Consider the following 17,640-nt stretch of genomic DNA (forward strand, 5'->3'; position numbering starts at 1 on the left):
TTCATGTTATAGTTTTAAAAGATTATTAAATAAAATTGAAAGTAGGGATTTATATGATTTATGCAGCTATACTTGCTGGTGGACAAGGAACAAGAATGGGAAACACCAAGTTACCAAAGCAGTTTTTAAACTTGAACAAAACACCAATCATTATCCATACAATTGAAAAATTCATTTTAAATACGCGTTTTGATAAAATACTTGTAGTCGTTCCTGAGAAGTGGATGACGTATACAAAAGATATTATTAATCAACATATTCCTAGTAATGACGTTGTTGAAGTGATAAAAGGTGGACAAACTAGAAATGAAACAATCATGAGTGCGATCCATCATATTGAAAATGTAAATGGAATCAATGATGATGATATTATTGTAACGCATGATTCCGTTAGACCATTTTTGACCCATAGAATAATTGAAGAAAACATTAATGAAACATTAGAATATGGTGCAGTTGATACTGTAATAGAGGCAGTCGATACAATTGTTGAATCAAAAGATGACTTTTTCATCTCCAACATTCCTGTTCGAGATGAAATGTACCAAGGACAAACGCCTCAGAGCTTTAATATAAATGCAGTAAAGAAAGCCTATGATGATTTAAGCGAGAATGAAAGAAATATTCTCTCCGATGCAGCAAAAATAATGCTATTAAAAGGACAAAAAGTCCGATTAGTCCGAGGAGAAGTATTTAATATTAAAGTGACAACACCTTATGATTTAAAAGTTGCTGAAGCTATTATTCGTGATTCAGAAATAACTAAAATCGATTTAGAAGAGGAAATGTAGGAGGATACAATGATTAATCAAATTTATCGATTAGTGTCTCCTGGGAGATTTGAGATTACTTATAGAGATATGTCTTTAAATGGAAATAAGCTAGTTGTTCGTCCAAAATACTTGTCTGTTTGTGCTGCTGATCAGAGATATTACCAAGGAAGAAGAGAAGCAAGCATCCTACAAAAAAAATTACCAATGGCATTAATTCATGAGGGAATTGGAGAAGTTGTTTTTGATCCAACAAATGAGTTTGAAATTGGTCAAGCAGTAGTAATGGTTCCGAACACACCTACAGAATCAGATGAGGTAGTAGAAGAAAACTATTTACCATCAAGCAATTTTCGATCCAGTGGTTACGATGGTTTCACACAGGACTATGTATTTTTAAATAGAGACCGAGTAGTGCCTTTATTTACTGAACTAAATAATCATACAGCCTCATTTCTAGAACTTGTTAGTGTTTCAATTCATGCTATAAGACGATTTAAAGAGAAAACGCATAAACGAAAAGAAACATTAGGAATTTGGGGAGATGGAAATTTAGGGTACATCACTGCACTCTTATTAAGAAAAATGTATCCGGAGTCTACTATTGTTGTGTTTGGTAAGAATGATTATAAACTTGATTATTTTACATTTGTTGATAAAAAAGTTTTAATAAATGATATTCCTCAAGATTTGAATATTGATCATGCATTTGAATGTGTTGGAGGAAGAGGTAGCGAGAGTGCCGTCGACCAAATTATTAATTGTATTAATCCTATGGGTTCAGTATCGTTATTAGGAGTAAGTGAAGAACCTATTGAAGTAAATACTAGGTTAGTATTAGAAAAGGGTTTAACACTATTTGGAAGTAGCAGAAGTGGTACCGTAGATTTTCAAGATGCTGTAAACTTCTTGCAACAGAATAAGGAAGTAATTGATTACTTAAGCCAATTGGTTACAAACGTAATTGACGTCTATTCAATTAAAGATATTGACTCAGCGTTTGAGGAAGATTTAGTCTCAAGCTGGGGAAAAACAGTAATGGAATGGAAAATTTAGTTGTTTAGCAAGGAAGGATGAATAGCGTGTATAGAAGTAATAGTCAGCTACCTTATGAAGAAGAGGATGGTATTTTAAAAATCAAAGAAGGTGAGCTGGCTGATCAATTAAAAAAATTAAATGAAATAGAAGATATGCGAAAGCAACTACCTGGTACAAAAAAAGTAACCAATTTGACTTGGAACGGTGCTTACCTGAACATAGAAGGTTTTGCATATATAAATGGAATAACAAACATAGAAGAAGACCATATAACAAAAAGCCTTATTGTAAAGAATTTAGATGATTGTGGAACTTCGTATGAAGTGCCTATGATCGATTTAAAGACTAACGTCAATATGAATGAATTTGAAAAAGAGAATTATAAGTGGGCAGGTTTTAAGTTAGAGGTAAATTTTGCACAACTGACTGAACAAAGGGAACCACTTCCTGCCGGTAAATATAATTGTTATATTTCAGTTTCGGCACTCAATAAAGACTCTGAATTAGTCGAAACGTTATTACCTTTGGGCAATATAAGTGAATTCTTAAAAAATGAATTTCATTCTTCAAAGATGGAGTTTTTCTCTGCGAAAAAATTACTAGAGTATAATTTAATGGCAGTCTATAACCGAAAAACAAAAACATTGGAGATGACATCAACAAAGCTTAAGGATATTCATCCAAGTCAGTTGGAGTTTAATACTACTAAATCAAAGCAATATAAATTCATGCGGAAGTATGTTTTTAAAATGTTGTATATCTTCTTCCATATTTTCTCTGTTAAGAAAAACCGAGTTTTATTTGCTACTGACAGCAGATCAGAAATGAATGGAAATTTCTCGTTTATTTATGATGAAATGAGAAGTATGAATTTAGACATTGACTATAAATTCATGTTGAAAAATTCAATTGATGAAAGAAAATCATTCACCGATATATGGAATTTAGCCTATTGGTGCGCAACATCTAAGAAGATTATTTTGGATGACTTTTATCCAATGATTTATCCCCTAAGAATAAGAAAATCTGCTGATTTGATACAAGTCTGGCATGCTGTAGGAGCATTTAAAACCTTTGGATACAGTAGAATTGGTAGACCAGGTGGTCCTTCAATAAAGTCAAAAAATCATCGGAATTATACAAAAGCCGTTGTCAGTTCTAAAAACGTTGGACGACATTATGCTGAAGGGTTTGGAATAGAAGAGGCAGAGACCATTGTTCCAATTGGTGCTCCAAGAACAGATGTTTTCTTTGACGATGTCTACAAAGAAGCAAAAAGAGCAGAAATTTATGAAGAATACCCAGAACTTAAAAATAAAAAAGTAATTCTTTTTGCACCGACTTTTAGAGGTAATGGTCAAAGCTCAGCACATTACCCTTTTGATGTACTGAAGTTTGATGAATTGTATAATAACTTAAAGGATGAATACGTTTTTGTTTTTAAGATCCACCCTTTTGTTAACAATAAAGTAGTTATTCCCTATCAGTATGTTGACTTTTTTTATGATTTCTCTGATTACCAAGAAATAAATGATCTTCTGTTTGTTACAGATATACTCATTACCGACTATTCTTCTGTATGCTTTGAATTTGCTTTGTTAGAAAAACCGATGATCTTTTTTGCTTATGATGTGGAAGAATATATTAGACAAAGGGATTTTTACTTTGAATACCAATCATTTATTCCCGGTAAATTAGCAAAATCTACAGAGGATATAATTAGTAGTATACGTAATGAAGATTATGATTTCAAAAAAATAAAACCGTTCGTGGAATACTTTTTTGATGATCTTGATGGTTTTGCTTCTAGACGTTTTGTAGAACAGTTGATTTTAGAAAAAGAACAATAAATTTTTAATGCACGAGGTGTAATATGAAAAAAAGAAAAATATTGATCAGATCTGGAATTTCTCCATTAACTACGATGACTCCAGAAGAAATTATTGCTAATAATTCTATAGGAGGTAATGTAGGTAACTTAATATATGCATATTCAATTTATCGAACCTTGACAACAAGCGAAGTAGAGCTTGTTCCAGACAATTATAGAATAAACCATAACGATGCTGAAAAAATTAATGAAGAATATGATGCTTATGTAATACCATTAGCAGATGCTTTTCGTGAACAATTTATACCAGCTTTAAAGAGATATACAGAACTAATTAACAAGCTGACAATACCGGTATATGTTATCGGTGTAGGCTTAAGAGCACCATTTGAGCCTAAGCTTGATGAAGGCTTTCCTTTCGACAAAGCAGTAAAAGACTTTGTAAGTGCTGTCTTAAGTAAATCCAGTATGATAGGTGTTAGAGGGGAAATAACTGCTAAGTATTTATCTAAATTAGGATTTAAAGAAGGAACTGACCATATTGTTATTGGGTGCCCTTCAATGTATTCGTTCGGAAGAGATCTTAACATACGTGAAACAAATATTACTCCAAATTCAAAAATAAGTGTTAATTCTTCGATGCTTTCACCTGAAAATGTTCTGTCTTTCATAGACAGGAGTATGAAGGAATATCCTAATCATTACTTTATTCCCCAATGGATGAAAGAAAAAATCTTGGTATACACAGGTGTAAGTTCACTTAAAGAAAATAAATACTATCCAACAAGTATGAAAGATGACGTTTATAAAAATGGAAGAGTTCCATTTTTCTTAAATGCCCAGACATGGATTGATTTTCTTAAAAATGTTGATTTTAGTTTTGGTGCAAGATTACATGGAAACATCACGGCAACAATTGCTGGAACACCGAGTATTTTACTACCAAAAGACGCAAGAATGAGAGAGTTAGCTGAATACCATAAATTAACACATGTTTTTGCTGACAAAATTACTGATGATACAAGGTTGAGTGATCTCATTGAACAAGCTGATTTTAAGTCACCTGAAACTGTGCAGCACAAGAATTTTGATAAATTCATTGAGTTTCTAAATACAAATGGTATTTCGCATATTTATGATGAAAATTATAATGGAATCGCACCTTTAGACCGCTTAATTTCAGAAGTACAGCAATTAGATCCTATTTATCCTATCTCAACAATTTCTCATGAAGAGATTGCTGAAAGGTACAGCACTTATGTAAATCTACTGAACAATTCATTTCTAAATAAAGAGGACCAGCTTAAAAAGAAAGTGAACAACCTTGAGAATAAAAATAAAGAAGCGCGTAAACTTATAAAAAATCAAGAAAAAACACTTAATAGAAGGTCAGTTAAATTAGCTTTAAAGACGGCTAATATTGTAAATAAAAAAGTTAAATAAAAAATTTCTTAAAAGGTCACTTTTGAAAAATAAGTACCCCTGCTAATTTCAGTAGCAGGGGTACTTATTTTTAAACTATAACGTTTTCTTTTATCCAACCTTCTTGGCCATTAATCTTAACCTTGATAAAGCCTGAGTTAGTATCTAGAACCTCAAAAGATTGTCCTTTCACCAATTGAAGCAAAATGGCACTATCATCAGCAGCTGAAGCCAACAGATCGGTGTCAATCGTTAACGTAATAAAGTTGCCTTCTTCTTCACTTTGCTCTGTAATCGGTGTACTTTCAGCAGAAGAGGTGTTTTCTTCGCCATTGGCTACCTCTTCATCATCAGAAGAATCATCATTACTGTCAGCGTCTAAATCGTTCTCAACGTCATCAGAAGAATCATCATTACTGTCAGCGTCTAAATCGTTCTCAACGTCATCAGAAGAATCATCATTACTGTCAGCGTCTAAATCGTTCTCAACGTCATCAGAAGAATTAGCGTCACTGTCAGCATCTGAGTCGTTCTCAACGTCATCAGAAGAATTAGCGTCACTGTCAGCATCTGAGTCGTTCTCAACGTCATCAGAAGAATCATCGTCACTGTCAGCATCTGAGTCGACTTTAACGTCATCAGAAGAATTATCGTCACTGTCAGCGTCTGAGTCGTTCTCAACGTCATCAGAAGAATCATCGTCACTGTCAGCATCTGAGTCGTTCTCAACGTCATCAGAAGAATCATCGTCACTGTCAGCATCTGAGTCGTTTTCAACGTCAGAAGAAGAATCATCGTCACTGTCAACGTATGAGTCGTTCTCTACAACCTCGACAGTAGAATCCTGTTTGTTTTTAATATCGGTTTCCGATTTTACTACATCATCTTCCGTATTTGAAACAGTTTCAGTATCTTGCTTGTCGGAGTCTAGTTTTTTCTCAGGTTTTTCTTGCTTAGCGGAAGGATTTTCTTTATCCTCTTGGTCATTTTTTGCTGTTTGTAGAGGTTCTTCACTCACAATCTCTTGTTCGTCAACAAACATTGGAGCCATTAATGATCGTGACATGGCTTGAATACTAGGCTCAGCAGTCTTTTCTTGGACATATTGTGCAGAAACCCAGCCAGTTTGTGAACCAACCTTTATTTGATGCCAACCATTTTTCGTGTTTAGAATTTCAACGGCTTGGCCTTTATTTAAAGTAGTGAGAACTTTGTAGGACGTTCCAGCACCTTCACGTAAATTTAATCGTGCTGTTGTTTCACCAGCTTTTGTTACGCTTGTTTCTTTTTTCACCTCTGACTTAGTGGAAAGGAAGTCAGCAGAAACCCACCCAGTTTGGTTACCAGCTTTAACTTGATACCAATTGCCTTGTTTTTGAAGAAGCTCTACCTTCTGTCCAACCGGGAGAGTCGTTAAAACGCGATGAGACGTGCCTGCACCAGACCGAAGGTTTAAGCGAGCCGTAGTCGTCGCAGAGCCAAGGGAAGGCTTGTTTTCTTCGACATTATTACCATTTGTTTTAATGAAATCGGCAGAAACCCACCCAGTTTGGTTACCAGCTTTAACTTGATACCAATTGCCTTGTTTTTGAAGAAGCTCTACCTTCTGTCCAACAGGAAGGGTCGTTAAAACACGATGAGACGTACCCGCACCCGACCGAAGGTTTAAGCGAGCCGTAGTCGTCGCAGAGCCGAGAGAAGGCTTGTTGTCTTCGACATTATTACCATTTGTTTTAATGAAATCGGCAGAAACCCATCCAGTCTGGTTACCGGCTTTGACTTGATACCAATTGCCTTGTTTTTGAAGAAGCTCTACCTTCTGTCCAACCGGAAGAGTCGTTAAAACGCGATGAGACGTACCCGCACCCGACCGAAGGTTTAAGCGAGCTGTAGTCGTCGCAGAGCCAAGAGAAGGTTTACTGTCTTCGACATTGTTCCTGCCAGTTTTAATGAAGTCAGAAGAAACCCAGCCAGTTTGGTTACCGACTTTGACTTGATACCAATTGCCTTGTTTTTGAAGAAGCTCAAGCTTTTGTCCAACCGGAAGAGTCGTTAAAACGCGATGAGACGTACCCGCACCCGACCGAAGGTTTAAGCGAGCTGTAGTCGTCGCAGAGCCAAGAGAAGGCTTGTTGTCTTCGACATTATTACCATTTGTTTTAATGAAATCAGCGGAGACCCAGCCAGTTTGGTTACCAGCTTTAACTTGATACCAATTACCTTGTTTTTGAAGAAGCTCAAGCTTCTGTCCAACAGGAAGGGTCGTTAAGACCCGGTGAGACGTGCCAGCACCCGACCGAAGGTTTAAGCGAGCTGTGGTCGTCGCAGAGCCAAGAGAAGGCTTGTTGTCTTCGACATTGTTTCCATCGGTCTTAATGAAGTCAGCGGAGACCCAGCCAGTTTGGTTACCAGCTTTAACTTGATACCAATTGCCTTGTTTTTGAAGAAGCTCAAGCTTTTGTCCAACCGGGAGTGTTGTTAAGACCCGGTTGGACGTGCCAGCGCCAGAGCGAAGGTTTAAGCGAGCTGTAGTCGTCGCAGAGCCAAGAGAAGGCTTGTTGTCTTCGACATTGTTTCCATCGGTTTTAATGAAGTCAGCGGAGACCCAGCCAGTTTGGTTACCAGCTTTAACTTGATACCAATTACCTTGTTTTTGAAGAAGCTCAAGCTTTTGTCCAACCGGAAGAGTCGTTAAAACGCGATGAGACGTGCCAGCGCCAGAGCGAAGGTTTAAGCGAGCTGTAGTCGTCGCAGAGCCAAGAGAAGGCTTGTTGTCTTCAACATTGTTCCCATCAATTTTAATAAAATCAGCAGAAACCCATCCAGTTTGAAAGCCAACTCTGACAAAATACCAGTTGCCTTCTTTTTTTACAATTTGCACAGTTTGGTTCTTGGAAAGAGTTGTGCGAATCGAACTATTCGTATTTGGCTGAGCACGAAGGTTTAAACGGGCCGTTGTTTTACCTTCTGCAATTATTTCTTCATCTACTTCTTCAATTTGGTCTTCACTTTCTCGCGAAAACGTTAAAAATTGTCCTGAAACGTAGCCTTCTACATTCCCAACTTTTATTTGGTACCATTGTCCCGTTTTAGCAATTAATTCAACTCGTTCGTCTTTATTTAATGTAGTTAAAACAGAGTGATTTGTACCTGGACCTGTTCTTACATTTAATCTTGCGGTAGTAGTACCGTATGTATTCGGTGGTAATGGCTCAAGTTCATTGTCACCTGGTTGATTTCCTACCGGCTGATTCGTATAGACAGGAACGGAAAATTGCAAATTATAGTTATCGACTAATCCATATAAATTTGCCATTTGATGGGTTTGCTTGACAGCCCAACCTACATCAGTGGCATACTGGTATGTCCCCGGTGAAGCAGGATTCCAGCGCATTTTATAAAGTGTAGTCTGACCTCTGGCAAAATAATTATTGGAAACGAAACGAGCACCGCCAATGATCGCATCTTCAGGTGTAAACCAGCCTTGATTATAAGCATAACGGGCACCTGCTTGTACTGCATTTCCATCGAAAGCACCAATTCCATACATGTTGTAAACGGTTCGACCGTTATATTGAACCCCTCTTGCTAGCTGAGAGCCGCCATTACCTGTTTCCAATAAAGCGTGAGAGATAAGGTAAATTTCATTTACACCATGCAGTTTACTCGCATTGATAAAGGTTTGACCATGTCCAGATAAAGTCCCTTTATTAGATAAAAGTTGGGAGTTAATGGACTGTGCACTTAAACCGGCACTAGAGCTTAAGTCAAGAAACTGTAAATAAGCAGATGTTCCTTGATTAAAATTATTAGGATTCATGTAGTAGGCTACATCGTTCCTAGACGCATTTTGCCAGCGGCCGTTCCGGTCGGTTTGTGGAGGAGCGGACAACCCCATTTGACGGTCGACGGCATCATTAAATGAGATGGGGTAATGATTCTCAACAACGTTAAAAGAATTTGCAAACGTTGCTTGGAGAGGGAAAGCCGTTGCGATTAAAGTAAGCGCGGAGGCTGATCCACTTGTAACTAACATTTTCGTTTTTATGATAAACACCTCCGAATTTTGTTCTTCCTCAACTATACTATCGAAACAATTGTTTCATATATTAATAGAGTTGAGGTGATTTTTAGTCATCCCGCAAATAATGAGAGATCCTGTCACTATACCTCTTATTATAAAGAATAAAACCTAGTTAAAATGACTCATTTTTTCTTTTTTAACAAAAAAAAAGACTAGATCAATGTCTAGTCTTTAATGTTATTGCGTATAAAGTTCATTTTCAGTATCTGTCGGGAGTTCTAAGTGCTCTCTTAATGTTTGTTGCAATGCATATAAGTCTTCTTCAACTGCATCTTCATACCAAATGTTGTTTCCATAAATATCTGGACGCATTTGACCATTTGTATGAACTTGAAGTGTTTCAATGGTATCAATAGAAGAAGCGTAGCCATGTAGAGACACAATATTTCCGAATGTTAAATCCATTTGAAGGTTATTTCCAACAGCATCAAATAGATCGTTAAATCGTGTGATGCTAGAAAGAGATGCTGCTCGATCAATGATGGCTTCAATAACTTGTTGCTGACGAATGCCTCGTCCTTTGTCTCCACCACTCTCAGCCGATTTTCTTTCTCGGGCATAGGCAAGAGCTTTCTCGCCGTCCATATGAGTCGGTCCTTTTGTGAATGTAAAATCAACATTGCGGCTTTTTTCTTTAAAATCAAATTCATACGTTACATCAATATCAATTCCTTCTAACGCATCAATAATATCAACTAATCCGTCAAAGCGGGCTAATGCATAATGATCAATTGGTATGTCTAGAAGATTTTCAACCGTATCAATTGCCATATCAATGCCGCCAAAGGCGTTTGCATGGTTAATTTTATCGTAAAAAGGTCCCTCTGTATAACCAATAATTTCCGTATACGTATCTCGAGGAATGCTCGTTAGTTTAATGGAGCGATCTCCTTTATTAAAAGTAGCGACTAACATGGTGTCTGTTCGTTCACCGCCGCTATCGCCTTCACGGAAGTCACTACCGAGTATAAGCATGGAAAAATTATCTTTGCCGATGTCTACAGGCTCGACCCTTAGTTCAGACATTTCACCACGATTTAATCCTTGATACGCACTAGAGGCTGTATCATTTAACTGATTGACAATATACCAAGCACCAGTGCCGACTGCTAAAATAGCAATTAACGCTGTAGCTAATATCGTCTTTAATAGTAACCGTCTTTTCTTTTGTTTCCGACGATATTTACGCGTATCATCCATCTTATTAATCCCTCATTTCACCTACTAATTTATAAATAAAAAGTTTGTCTACATGTCAAAGTCAAATTATAGCATAATCTGTCGTGAGAATAGCACGTAAAATAATAGAAATTAAGTTAGATTACTTGACAACATGTCACAACAAGCAAGAATAATTTGACAGTATAATAAATGAGCTTGTTTTTAGCGTACTAAAGGTTAGAATAATGTGAAAAAATAATAATATACATTATTTTAAGATATGGTATACTGGAAAAACGTGACTATCAAAAAGTTTGTAAAACTATAAATTATAGTCACATTTGTCTAAAAAATTTGTTGCTTTCTTCAAATGGTTCTTATATACTGACAATAACTTTTACGAAAAAATGAATAAATCTGATTATTTTATCATGAATTCGTAGCGGAAGTTTAAATCGAAGTTGGGAAATAGAGAGTGATACGAGATGGAGAAACTTGACTCGCTAGATTTTAAAATATTGGATTTATACCAAAAAAACGGTAAATTTACGTATAGCCAAATGGCAAGACAATTGCATGTAAGTGAAGGAACTATCAGGCAACGCTCAAAAAAAATGGTCAACAGTGGTGTTTTCGACTTTATTATTAAGATTGATCCAACCAAATTAGGCTTAAGTGTAAAAGCGATTATCGGCCTAAATGTCAAGGCTGGAAAACAAGATGAGGTTGGGAAATGGCTAGCTTCTTTTAAAGAAATCATTTGCGTCGACTCTGTTTCCGGCTATCATCACTTCATTGTTCAAGCCTATTTCAACGACAATGAGCGACTACTAAGGTTTGTGAATGAAACACTGACGCAATCACCGTTTATTCAACAACTGGACGTCAGTATACAGCTAAAAGCGTACAAGAATGTTTTAGGTTATTCATTGACAGATAAATGAGATAACGTATGTGAACGAAACATTTAATTAGTTAGGTGGGATAAGATGTCGGACAATACACTTCTTCAGATTCAGAATTTAAAAACATCTTTTCGAATTAATAATGAATATTATGCAGCTGTTGACGATGTCACGCTCACTGTAAATAAGAATGAAATTCTTGGAATTGTAGGAGAATCCGGTTCAGGGAAAAGTGCATTAGGATTTTCCATTCTAGGATTACATCCAAAAGATAAATCGAAAATTGAAGGTGAAATCAATTATAAAGGTGAGGATATTGCTAAAGTATCTGAAGCAAGGTTGCAAAAGTTAAGAGGTGGAGAGTTAGGGATGATTTTTCAAGACCCAATGTCAGCGCTAAACCCACTCATGATAATTGGGAAACAACTTGAAGAATCGCTTATTTTACATACAAATTTATCAAAAACGGAGAGAAAAAATAGAGTATTAGAACTCTTACAACAAGTTGGTATTTCAAGACCAGATGTGGTTTATAGTCAATATCCACACGAACTTTCTGGTGGAATGAGGCAAAGAGTGGTAATTGGAATCGCCATTTCTTGTAATCCTGCTTTTTTAATAGCGGATGAACCAACGACTGCACTTGATGTAACGATACAAGCGCAAATATTAGGACTTATAAGCAAACTTAAAAATGAATTAAACAGTGGTGTTATCTTAATTACCCATGATCTAGGTGTTGTCGCGGAAATGGCAGATAAAGTGGCTGTTATGTATGCTGGTCAAATTGTTGAATTAGCTCCAGTTGAAGAGTTATTTGCTAATCCAAAGCATCCATACACGAGATCGCTATTACAATCAAACCCAACTAATAATACAGCTAAAACCAAGTTACATGTTATTCAAGGGGTAGTGCCTTCTTTAGTGAATTTACCTAGAACGGGTTGTCGATTTGCAGAACGCATTCCATGGATTGGTGATGCAGCGCATGAAGAAAACCCTCAACTTCATGAAATATCACCAAATCATTATGTTCGTTGTAGTTGCTACAAGACATTTGAATTTGCACCTAAGGAGGAAGTAGCGGATGGGATTTCTGCAAATTAAAGATTTAAAAATACATTTTCCTATTAAAGCAGGTATTTTAAAAAGAACCGTTGGGTATGTAAAGGCTGTTGATGGATTAAACATTTCATTAGAGGAAGGAAAAACATATGGTCTAGTTGGTGAATCCGGTTCCGGAAAGACAACAACTGGAAGAGGCATTATTGGATTAAATGATATTACGTCTGGTCAGATCTTTATTAATAATAAAGAAGTAACGAAGCGAAATATAAAAGAGTTTAGAAGAGATGTACAAATGGTTTTTCAAGACCCCTATTCTTCATTAAATCCTAAAAAAAGAATCATAGACATTGTTGCAGAACCATTTAGGAATTTCGAAAAAATGACAAAGCAAGAAGAACAACGAGCTGTACAAGAATTGCTAGAACGAGTAGGTATAAGTCCTGATAGTATTTTTAAATATCCACATGAATTCTCAGGAGGGCAGCGTCAACGTATTGGTATTGCTAGGGCCATAGCTTTAAAGCCAAAATTAATAATAGCGGATGAACCAGTTTCTGCATTAGACGTATCTGTGCAAGCTCAAGTATTAAACTTTATGCAAGATATTCAAAAAGATCTAAATTTAACTTACTTTTTTATAAGTCATGATTTAGGCATCATACGCCATATATGCGATCATATCGGCATTATGTATAAAGGTCGATTTGTAGAGGAAGGAACACCTGATGACATCTTTACTAACCCGCAGCACATCTATACGCGAAGGTTAATATCCTCTATTCCAGATATTGATCCAACTAAAAGAGGAGATATTCAATTGATTCGGAAGAAAATAAATCAAGAGTATGAAACGAATACACAAGATTATTTTGATAACGAAGGACTTGCATACCCTTTAAAAAGTTTGTCTCCAACTCATAGAGTTGCAATGCCGGAAGGGAGTTAACGATGTGGAAATTTATTGTTAGACGTATGTTAATTGCAGTTCCACAGTTGTTCTTTCTAAGTATACTTGTGTTTATTTTAGCTAGTCAAATGCCAGGTGATCCGTTTACAGGGATGATAGATCCTAGTATTACGGCAGAGCGTTTAGCAGAATTACGGGAGATACATGGGTTGAACGATCCTTGGTATCAACAGTATGGGCGGTGGATAGGAAACGCCATAACAGGGGATTTTGGTCAGTCGTTTCGCTACAAAATGGATGTTACAGAACTCATTGGCGATCGCTTGTTAAACACAGCGGGACTAGGGGTGCTTACCTTACTCTTTTCTTATTTGATTGCCATTCCTTTAGGAATTGTAAGTGGACGCTTTAATGATACATGGGCAGACCGTGCTATTGCAGGTTATACATACGTTGGTTTCGCAGTTCCAAGCTTTATTTTTGGGCTTATCGCACTATTTGTTTTTGGTTTCCGTTTAAACTGGTTTCCTGTTAGCGGAAGTGTTTCTCCTGGTCTTGTAACAGGGACGTTTGAATACTATATAAGTAAAATCTATCATATGACGTTACCGGCACTATCTCTTGCTCTCATAACGACTGTTGGAACTGTGCAGTATTTAAGAAGCGAGATTATTGATATTAAACATAAAGAATTTATCTTAACAGCTAAGGCAAAGGGAGCAAGTGAAAATAGAGTTTACAATAAGCATATTTTCAGAAATTCCCTACTTCCTATCGCTGCCTTCTTCGGATACGAAATTACAGGGATATTAGGTGGTTCTGTTTTTATTGAAAGGGTTTTTAGCTTTCCGGGAATTGGGGATTTGCTAATATCTTCAATTAATAACAGAGATTATAGTGTCGTCACTGCGCTCTTATTACTATCTGGTTGTTTAGCTGTAATTGGAACAATGTTGTCAGACATTATTTTAAGCATGGTAGACCCACGAATTCGTATTAAGTAAGAGGGTGAGGATTAAAAATGGAAGCACAAAAAAAGATACAAATCGATCCAAGTAAAGATGCTCTTATCAAAACACCATCAGGAGCCAAAGTTATACTTGTTGAAATTTTAAAAGATAAAGTTGCATTAATTTCAGCAATCTTCTTATTGTTAATTGCTGTGTTTGTGTTCAGTGTTTCATTTATTCTAGATCAAGATCAAATTGTCGCGGTTGATTTACTAGCAATTTTTGAACCTCCGTCATCAGAATTTTGGTTAGGTACCGATCATGGTGGACGTGATGTGTTTGGTCAATTAATCATTGGTACACGTAATTCTTTATTAATAGGAATTGCGGTCACGGTGTTGTCTGGAATTGTTGGATTAGGAATGGGCTTAATTGCAGGCTATTTTGGCGGTCACACTGATAACGTAGTTATGCGAATTGTTGATTTCTTTTTAGTACTGCCAACTACAATGATTATCATTGCGTTTGTGGCGGTTGTGCCTAATTACTCACTTCTTCAATTTACATTAATTATGTCTGCTTTTATATGGATATCAATGGCAAGGTTAATACGTTCAAAAGCTCTACAACAGAGTGAACTCGAATATATACAAGCAGCTCGTACATTAGGGACACCCCATTACAAGATTATTTTTAGTCATTTACTACCAAACTTAAATTCTATTATTATCGTAAACTTAACGCTTAGTTTGGCTGCGAATATTGGAATTGAAACAGGATTATCGTTTTTAGGATTTGGCTTTCCAGAGTCCACACCAAGTTTAGGGACATTAATGAGTCACGCGACAAATCCACAGATTTTTGAGCTACGCCCCTGGGTATGGTTACCTGCATCGATTTTAGTTTTAGTGTTGATGCTGTGTATAAATAATGTTGGTCAAGCATTAAAACGCGCGACTGATGCAAAACAAAGAAGAGGTTAAAAGGAGGAGCAATTATGAAAAAGCTTTTAAAGCCTAAATTTTATTTAGCACCTACGCTTGTTGCCGTTCTAGCACTTGCGGCTTGTAGTGATAATGGTGATGGGGGAGGATCGTCTGAACCAAGTGGTACTGGAGAAGAAGAGGGCTCAGAAGAAACCATTGAAAATGAAGATGGTATTTATTCTTTAGACGATTTTGAACCGACAAAAACAGCAGATGGAGAAGCCATTGAAGGTGGTACTTTAAATGTTGGTGTTGTAGCTGCTTCCCCTTTTGAAGGCACACTTGATTGGCAACATTATTCTGGTTCAACTGATGCAGATATCATTCAATTTTTTAGTGAATCATTGTTTACGATGGATGAAGCCTTTAACATTACAGATGAAGGTGCGGCAACTATTGACGTTTCTGAAGATAATTTAACATATACGATTACGATTAAAGATAATGTTAACTGGCACGATGGCGAACCTGTAAAAGCAGAAGACTTTGTCTTTGCGCATGAAGTTATTGGTCATAAAGATTATGACGGTGTCCGCTACGATGCTTCGTTAAGAAACATTGTTGGGATGGAAGAGTACCACAATGAAGAAGCGGACGAGATTTCAGGATTTAATATTATTGATGAGAAAACAGTAGAATTAACGTTCAAAGAAGCGAACCCATCGCTAATGAGCGGTGGTATTTGGTACTATGCGATGCCAAAACATTATTTTGAAGGTGTAGAAGTAGCAGATATGTCTTCATCTGACCAAGTGCGTAGAGAGCCATTAGGATACGGTCCATTCGTTGTGGAAAACATCGTTCCAGGTGAGTCTGTAACGCTGTCTAAAAATGAAGACTATTGGCAAGGGGCACCTCTCGTTGATGAAGTTGTGTTGACAGTTGTAAACCCAGATGTTGTAGTCGAATCGTTAAAAACAGGCCAAATTGATATCGTTACAACATTCCCGGCTACGCAATTTGCAGATAATGCAGATATGAGTAATGTGGATTGGTTGGGCAGAACGTCAAGATTCTACACGTATACTGGGTTTAAACTAGGAACTTGGGATGCAGACGCAGGAGAAGTAGCATATGATCCTGACGCTAAGATGTCTAACCAATCACTTCGTGAAGCTGTCAGACTAGCTGTAAATTACGAAGATTTAGGTAACCGGATGTACAAAGGCTTAAGATATCCAGCAACAACAGTGATTACTCCATACCATGCTTTGTATCATGATGATACGAACCCAGGGTTTGATTACGATCCAGAGAGAGCAAAAGAGCTTTTAGCAGAAGCTGGCTATGAAGATTTAGATGGCGATGGATTTGTTGAAGATCCAAATGGAGAAGAGCTCGTTATCACATATGCTGCTCGTCAAGGTGACGCGACAGCAGAGGCAGTAGCCAATTATGAAATGCAGGCATGGAAAGATATTGGTTTAAATATTGAACTTTTAGAAGGCTCTTTAACTGAGCCAAATGCGTTTTATGATCGCATTGAAGAAGACGATCCGGCGATTGACATGTATACAGCTGGGTGGGGCGTAGGATCTGATATTGATCCATCAAGTTTATTCGGCCCACAAGCAATGTTTAACTACCCACGTTATACAGATGATACGTTAGAGGAAATATTAGCGGATGGGCTTTCTGAAGAATCTTTCGATCTAACATACCGTCAAGAAGTGTATAATGAGTTTCAATCTTATATTAATGAAGTACTACCACTTGCACCAACACTTTATCAAATTGATACATTCCCAATTAATAAGCGTGTGAGCGGGATTTCATATGAAGTTGGAAACAACGATTATGGCTGGCACACAGTTCAGTTAAATGATGAAAACGCAGCAGTTGATTAATAGTTATAGCGAAAGAGCTAGGTAGAATTTCTGCCTAGCTCTTTTCTAAATCCTCTTATCCACTTGTGGCAATCGCCATTTGTAATGAACGGTTAGCATACGCATGACAATAATTAAGACAAATAAGCTATATTGCATAATGGGGTGGTCTAAACCAAGTCCGATTACGATACCGCCCATCAACGCCCAGCCAGCGTAAATGTCGCTATGAAGCACCATCGGTTTTCTACCGGCGAGAACATCACGAAGAATGCCTCCGCCTACACCGGTTAACACGGCAGCGAGCATCATAGCAAATATAGATTCGTTCGCCGTTTTGGCAAAGAGTGCACCTTGAATGGCAAAGGCAGATAAGCCGACTGCGTCAAAAAAGACGCCCCATCGATCCCATAGTTTAAATAAAAATGCAGGTAAAAAGAATAGAACGGTAATGAGGCAGAAGGTAATGATAAACAAAGATGTTTGACTCCAAAAAGCGGAAACAGGGATGCCTACAACGATGTTTCGAATCATTCCACCACCAAAGGCCGTAATGAAAGCGAGTGTATACACGCCAAATAAATCATATTTTTCTTCAAAGGCAACGATTGCGCCAGATAGAGCAAAAGCAATTGTGCCAATTATCGTAAAGATTTCCCAAGTGTCCACGTAGCGTCCCTCATTCTTATGTT

General features: G+C 37.1%; 13 protein-coding genes. 10 read left to right on the top strand and 3 right to left on the bottom strand.

Annotated features, from left to right (window positions below):
• Positions 1 to 53: 53 nt before the first annotated feature.
• From BK583_RS05250 to BK583_RS05265, 4 genes are read left to right on the top strand one after another with little or no spacing between them, the layout of a single operon-like run.
• Positions 54 to 791 carry an IspD/TarI family cytidylyltransferase gene (locus tag BK583_RS05250; RefSeq protein ID WP_055736463.1) on the top strand — a complete coding sequence of 246 codons (738 nt, stop codon included), beginning with the start codon at positions 54 to 56 and terminating at the stop codon, positions 789 to 791.
• Between the two features lie 9 nt (positions 792 to 800).
• Positions 801 to 1,826, top strand: a complete 1,026-nt coding sequence (locus BK583_RS05255) for a ribitol-5-phosphate dehydrogenase (RefSeq protein WP_055736462.1) — start codon at positions 801 to 803, stop codon at positions 1,824 to 1,826.
• A 17-nt stretch (positions 1,827 to 1,843) separates the two neighbouring features.
• A complete protein-coding gene (locus BK583_RS05260; protein WP_437182795.1) occupies positions 1,844 to 3,658 on the top strand; it encodes a CDP-glycerol glycerophosphotransferase family protein in 1,815 nt (604 codons plus the stop codon).
• Between the two features lie 23 nt (positions 3,659 to 3,681).
• Complete coding sequence (locus tag BK583_RS05265) at positions 3,682 to 5,082, top strand: polysaccharide pyruvyl transferase family protein (RefSeq protein WP_055736461.1); 1,401 nt, start codon at positions 3,682 to 3,684, stop codon at positions 5,080 to 5,082.
• A 70-nt stretch (positions 5,083 to 5,152) separates the two neighbouring features.
• Here the strand turns inward: BK583_RS05265 and BK583_RS05270 are convergent, their stop codons facing one another.
• Together BK583_RS05270 and BK583_RS05275 are read right to left on the bottom strand one after the other, a co-directional pair.
• Entirely contained in the window at positions 5,153 to 9,118 is a 3,966-nt protein-coding gene (locus BK583_RS05270; protein ID WP_078440056.1) for an SH3 domain-containing protein, read from the bottom strand.
• A gap of 204 nt (positions 9,119 to 9,322) precedes the next feature.
• Positions 9,323 to 10,345: an LCP family protein gene (locus BK583_RS05275; RefSeq protein ID WP_038482723.1), complete on the bottom strand. Its 1,023-nt coding sequence runs from the start codon at positions 10,343 to 10,345 to the stop codon at positions 9,323 to 9,325.
• 446 nt (positions 10,346 to 10,791) lie between these two features.
• Here BK583_RS05275 and BK583_RS05280 point away from each other — a divergent pair, with 446 nt between their 5' ends.
• From BK583_RS05280 to BK583_RS05305, 6 genes are read left to right on the top strand one after another with little or no spacing between them, the layout of a single operon-like run.
• Positions 10,792 to 11,250, top strand: a complete 459-nt coding sequence (locus BK583_RS05280; RefSeq protein WP_055737546.1) for an Lrp/AsnC family transcriptional regulator — start codon at positions 10,792 to 10,794, stop codon at positions 11,248 to 11,250.
• A gap of 45 nt (positions 11,251 to 11,295) precedes the next feature.
• The gene (locus BK583_RS05285; protein WP_038482717.1) at positions 11,296 to 12,318 is read left to right on the top strand and encodes an ABC transporter ATP-binding protein; all 1,023 of its coding nucleotides are present in this window, start codon (positions 11,296 to 11,298) and stop codon (positions 12,316 to 12,318) included.
• Positions 12,299 to 13,225: an ABC transporter ATP-binding protein gene (locus BK583_RS05290; RefSeq protein WP_038482714.1), complete on the top strand. Its 927-nt coding sequence runs from the start codon at positions 12,299 to 12,301 to the stop codon at positions 13,223 to 13,225. Before BK583_RS05285 ends, BK583_RS05290 begins: the two co-directional genes overlap by 20 nt.
• 2 nt (positions 13,226 to 13,227) lie before the next feature.
• The gene (gene opp4B, locus BK583_RS05295) at positions 13,228 to 14,190 is read left to right on the top strand and encodes an oligopeptide ABC transporter permease (protein WP_055737545.1); all 963 of its coding nucleotides are present in this window, start codon (positions 13,228 to 13,230) and stop codon (positions 14,188 to 14,190) included.
• A gap of 17 nt (positions 14,191 to 14,207) precedes the next feature.
• Positions 14,208 to 15,119 (top strand): ABC transporter permease, encoded by a 912-nt coding sequence (locus BK583_RS05300; RefSeq protein ID WP_055737544.1) that lies wholly within the window; start codon positions 14,208 to 14,210, stop codon positions 15,117 to 15,119.
• 14 nt (positions 15,120 to 15,133) lie between these two features.
• Positions 15,134 to 16,969: an oligopeptide ABC transporter substrate-binding protein gene (locus BK583_RS05305; RefSeq protein ID WP_078440057.1), complete on the top strand. Its 1,836-nt coding sequence runs from the start codon at positions 15,134 to 15,136 to the stop codon at positions 16,967 to 16,969.
• Positions 16,970 to 17,014: 45 nt separating this feature from the next.
• On the opposite strand, the gene BK583_RS05310 is transcribed toward BK583_RS05305, so the two are convergent.
• Positions 17,015 to 17,617 (bottom strand): trimeric intracellular cation channel family protein, encoded by a 603-nt coding sequence (locus tag BK583_RS05310; protein ID WP_038482704.1) that lies wholly within the window; start codon positions 17,615 to 17,617, stop codon positions 17,015 to 17,017.
• Positions 17,618 to 17,640 lie beyond the last annotated feature (23 nt).

Source organism: Shouchella oshimensis, from assembly GCF_002019765.1.
In the GTDB taxonomy this organism is placed as follows: domain Bacteria; phylum Bacillota; class Bacilli; order Bacillales; family Bacillaceae_D; genus Shouchella; species Shouchella oshimensis.

What these genes read in the sequence shown, in the direction of transcription:
- BK583_RS05250 (WP_055736463.1), top strand. Translation starts at nt 54, where the DNA reads ATGATTTATGCAGCTATACTTGCTGGTGGACAAGGAACAAGAATGGGA.
- BK583_RS05255 (WP_055736462.1), top strand. Translation starts at nt 801, where the DNA reads ATGATTAATCAAATTTATCGATTAGTGTCTCCTGGGAGATTTGAGATT.
- BK583_RS05260 (WP_437182795.1), top strand. Translation starts at nt 1,844, where the DNA reads ATGAATAGCGTGTATAGAAGTAATAGTCAGCTACCTTATGAAGAAGAG.
- BK583_RS05265 (WP_055736461.1), top strand. Translation starts at nt 3,682, where the DNA reads ATGAAAAAAAGAAAAATATTGATCAGATCTGGAATTTCTCCATTAACT.
- BK583_RS05275 (WP_038482723.1), bottom strand. Translation starts at nt 10,345, where the DNA reads ATGGATGATACGCGTAAATATCGTCGGAAACAAAAGAAAAGACGGTTA.
- BK583_RS05280 (WP_055737546.1), top strand. Translation starts at nt 10,792, where the DNA reads ATGGAGAAACTTGACTCGCTAGATTTTAAAATATTGGATTTATACCAA.
- BK583_RS05285 (WP_038482717.1), top strand. Translation starts at nt 11,296, where the DNA reads ATGTCGGACAATACACTTCTTCAGATTCAGAATTTAAAAACATCTTTT.
- BK583_RS05290 (WP_038482714.1), top strand. Translation starts at nt 12,299, where the DNA reads ATGGGATTTCTGCAAATTAAAGATTTAAAAATACATTTTCCTATTAAA.
- opp4B (WP_055737545.1), top strand. Translation starts at nt 13,228, where the DNA reads ATGTGGAAATTTATTGTTAGACGTATGTTAATTGCAGTTCCACAGTTG.
- BK583_RS05300 (WP_055737544.1), top strand. Translation starts at nt 14,208, where the DNA reads ATGGAAGCACAAAAAAAGATACAAATCGATCCAAGTAAAGATGCTCTT.
- BK583_RS05305 (WP_078440057.1), top strand. Translation starts at nt 15,134, where the DNA reads ATGAAAAAGCTTTTAAAGCCTAAATTTTATTTAGCACCTACGCTTGTT.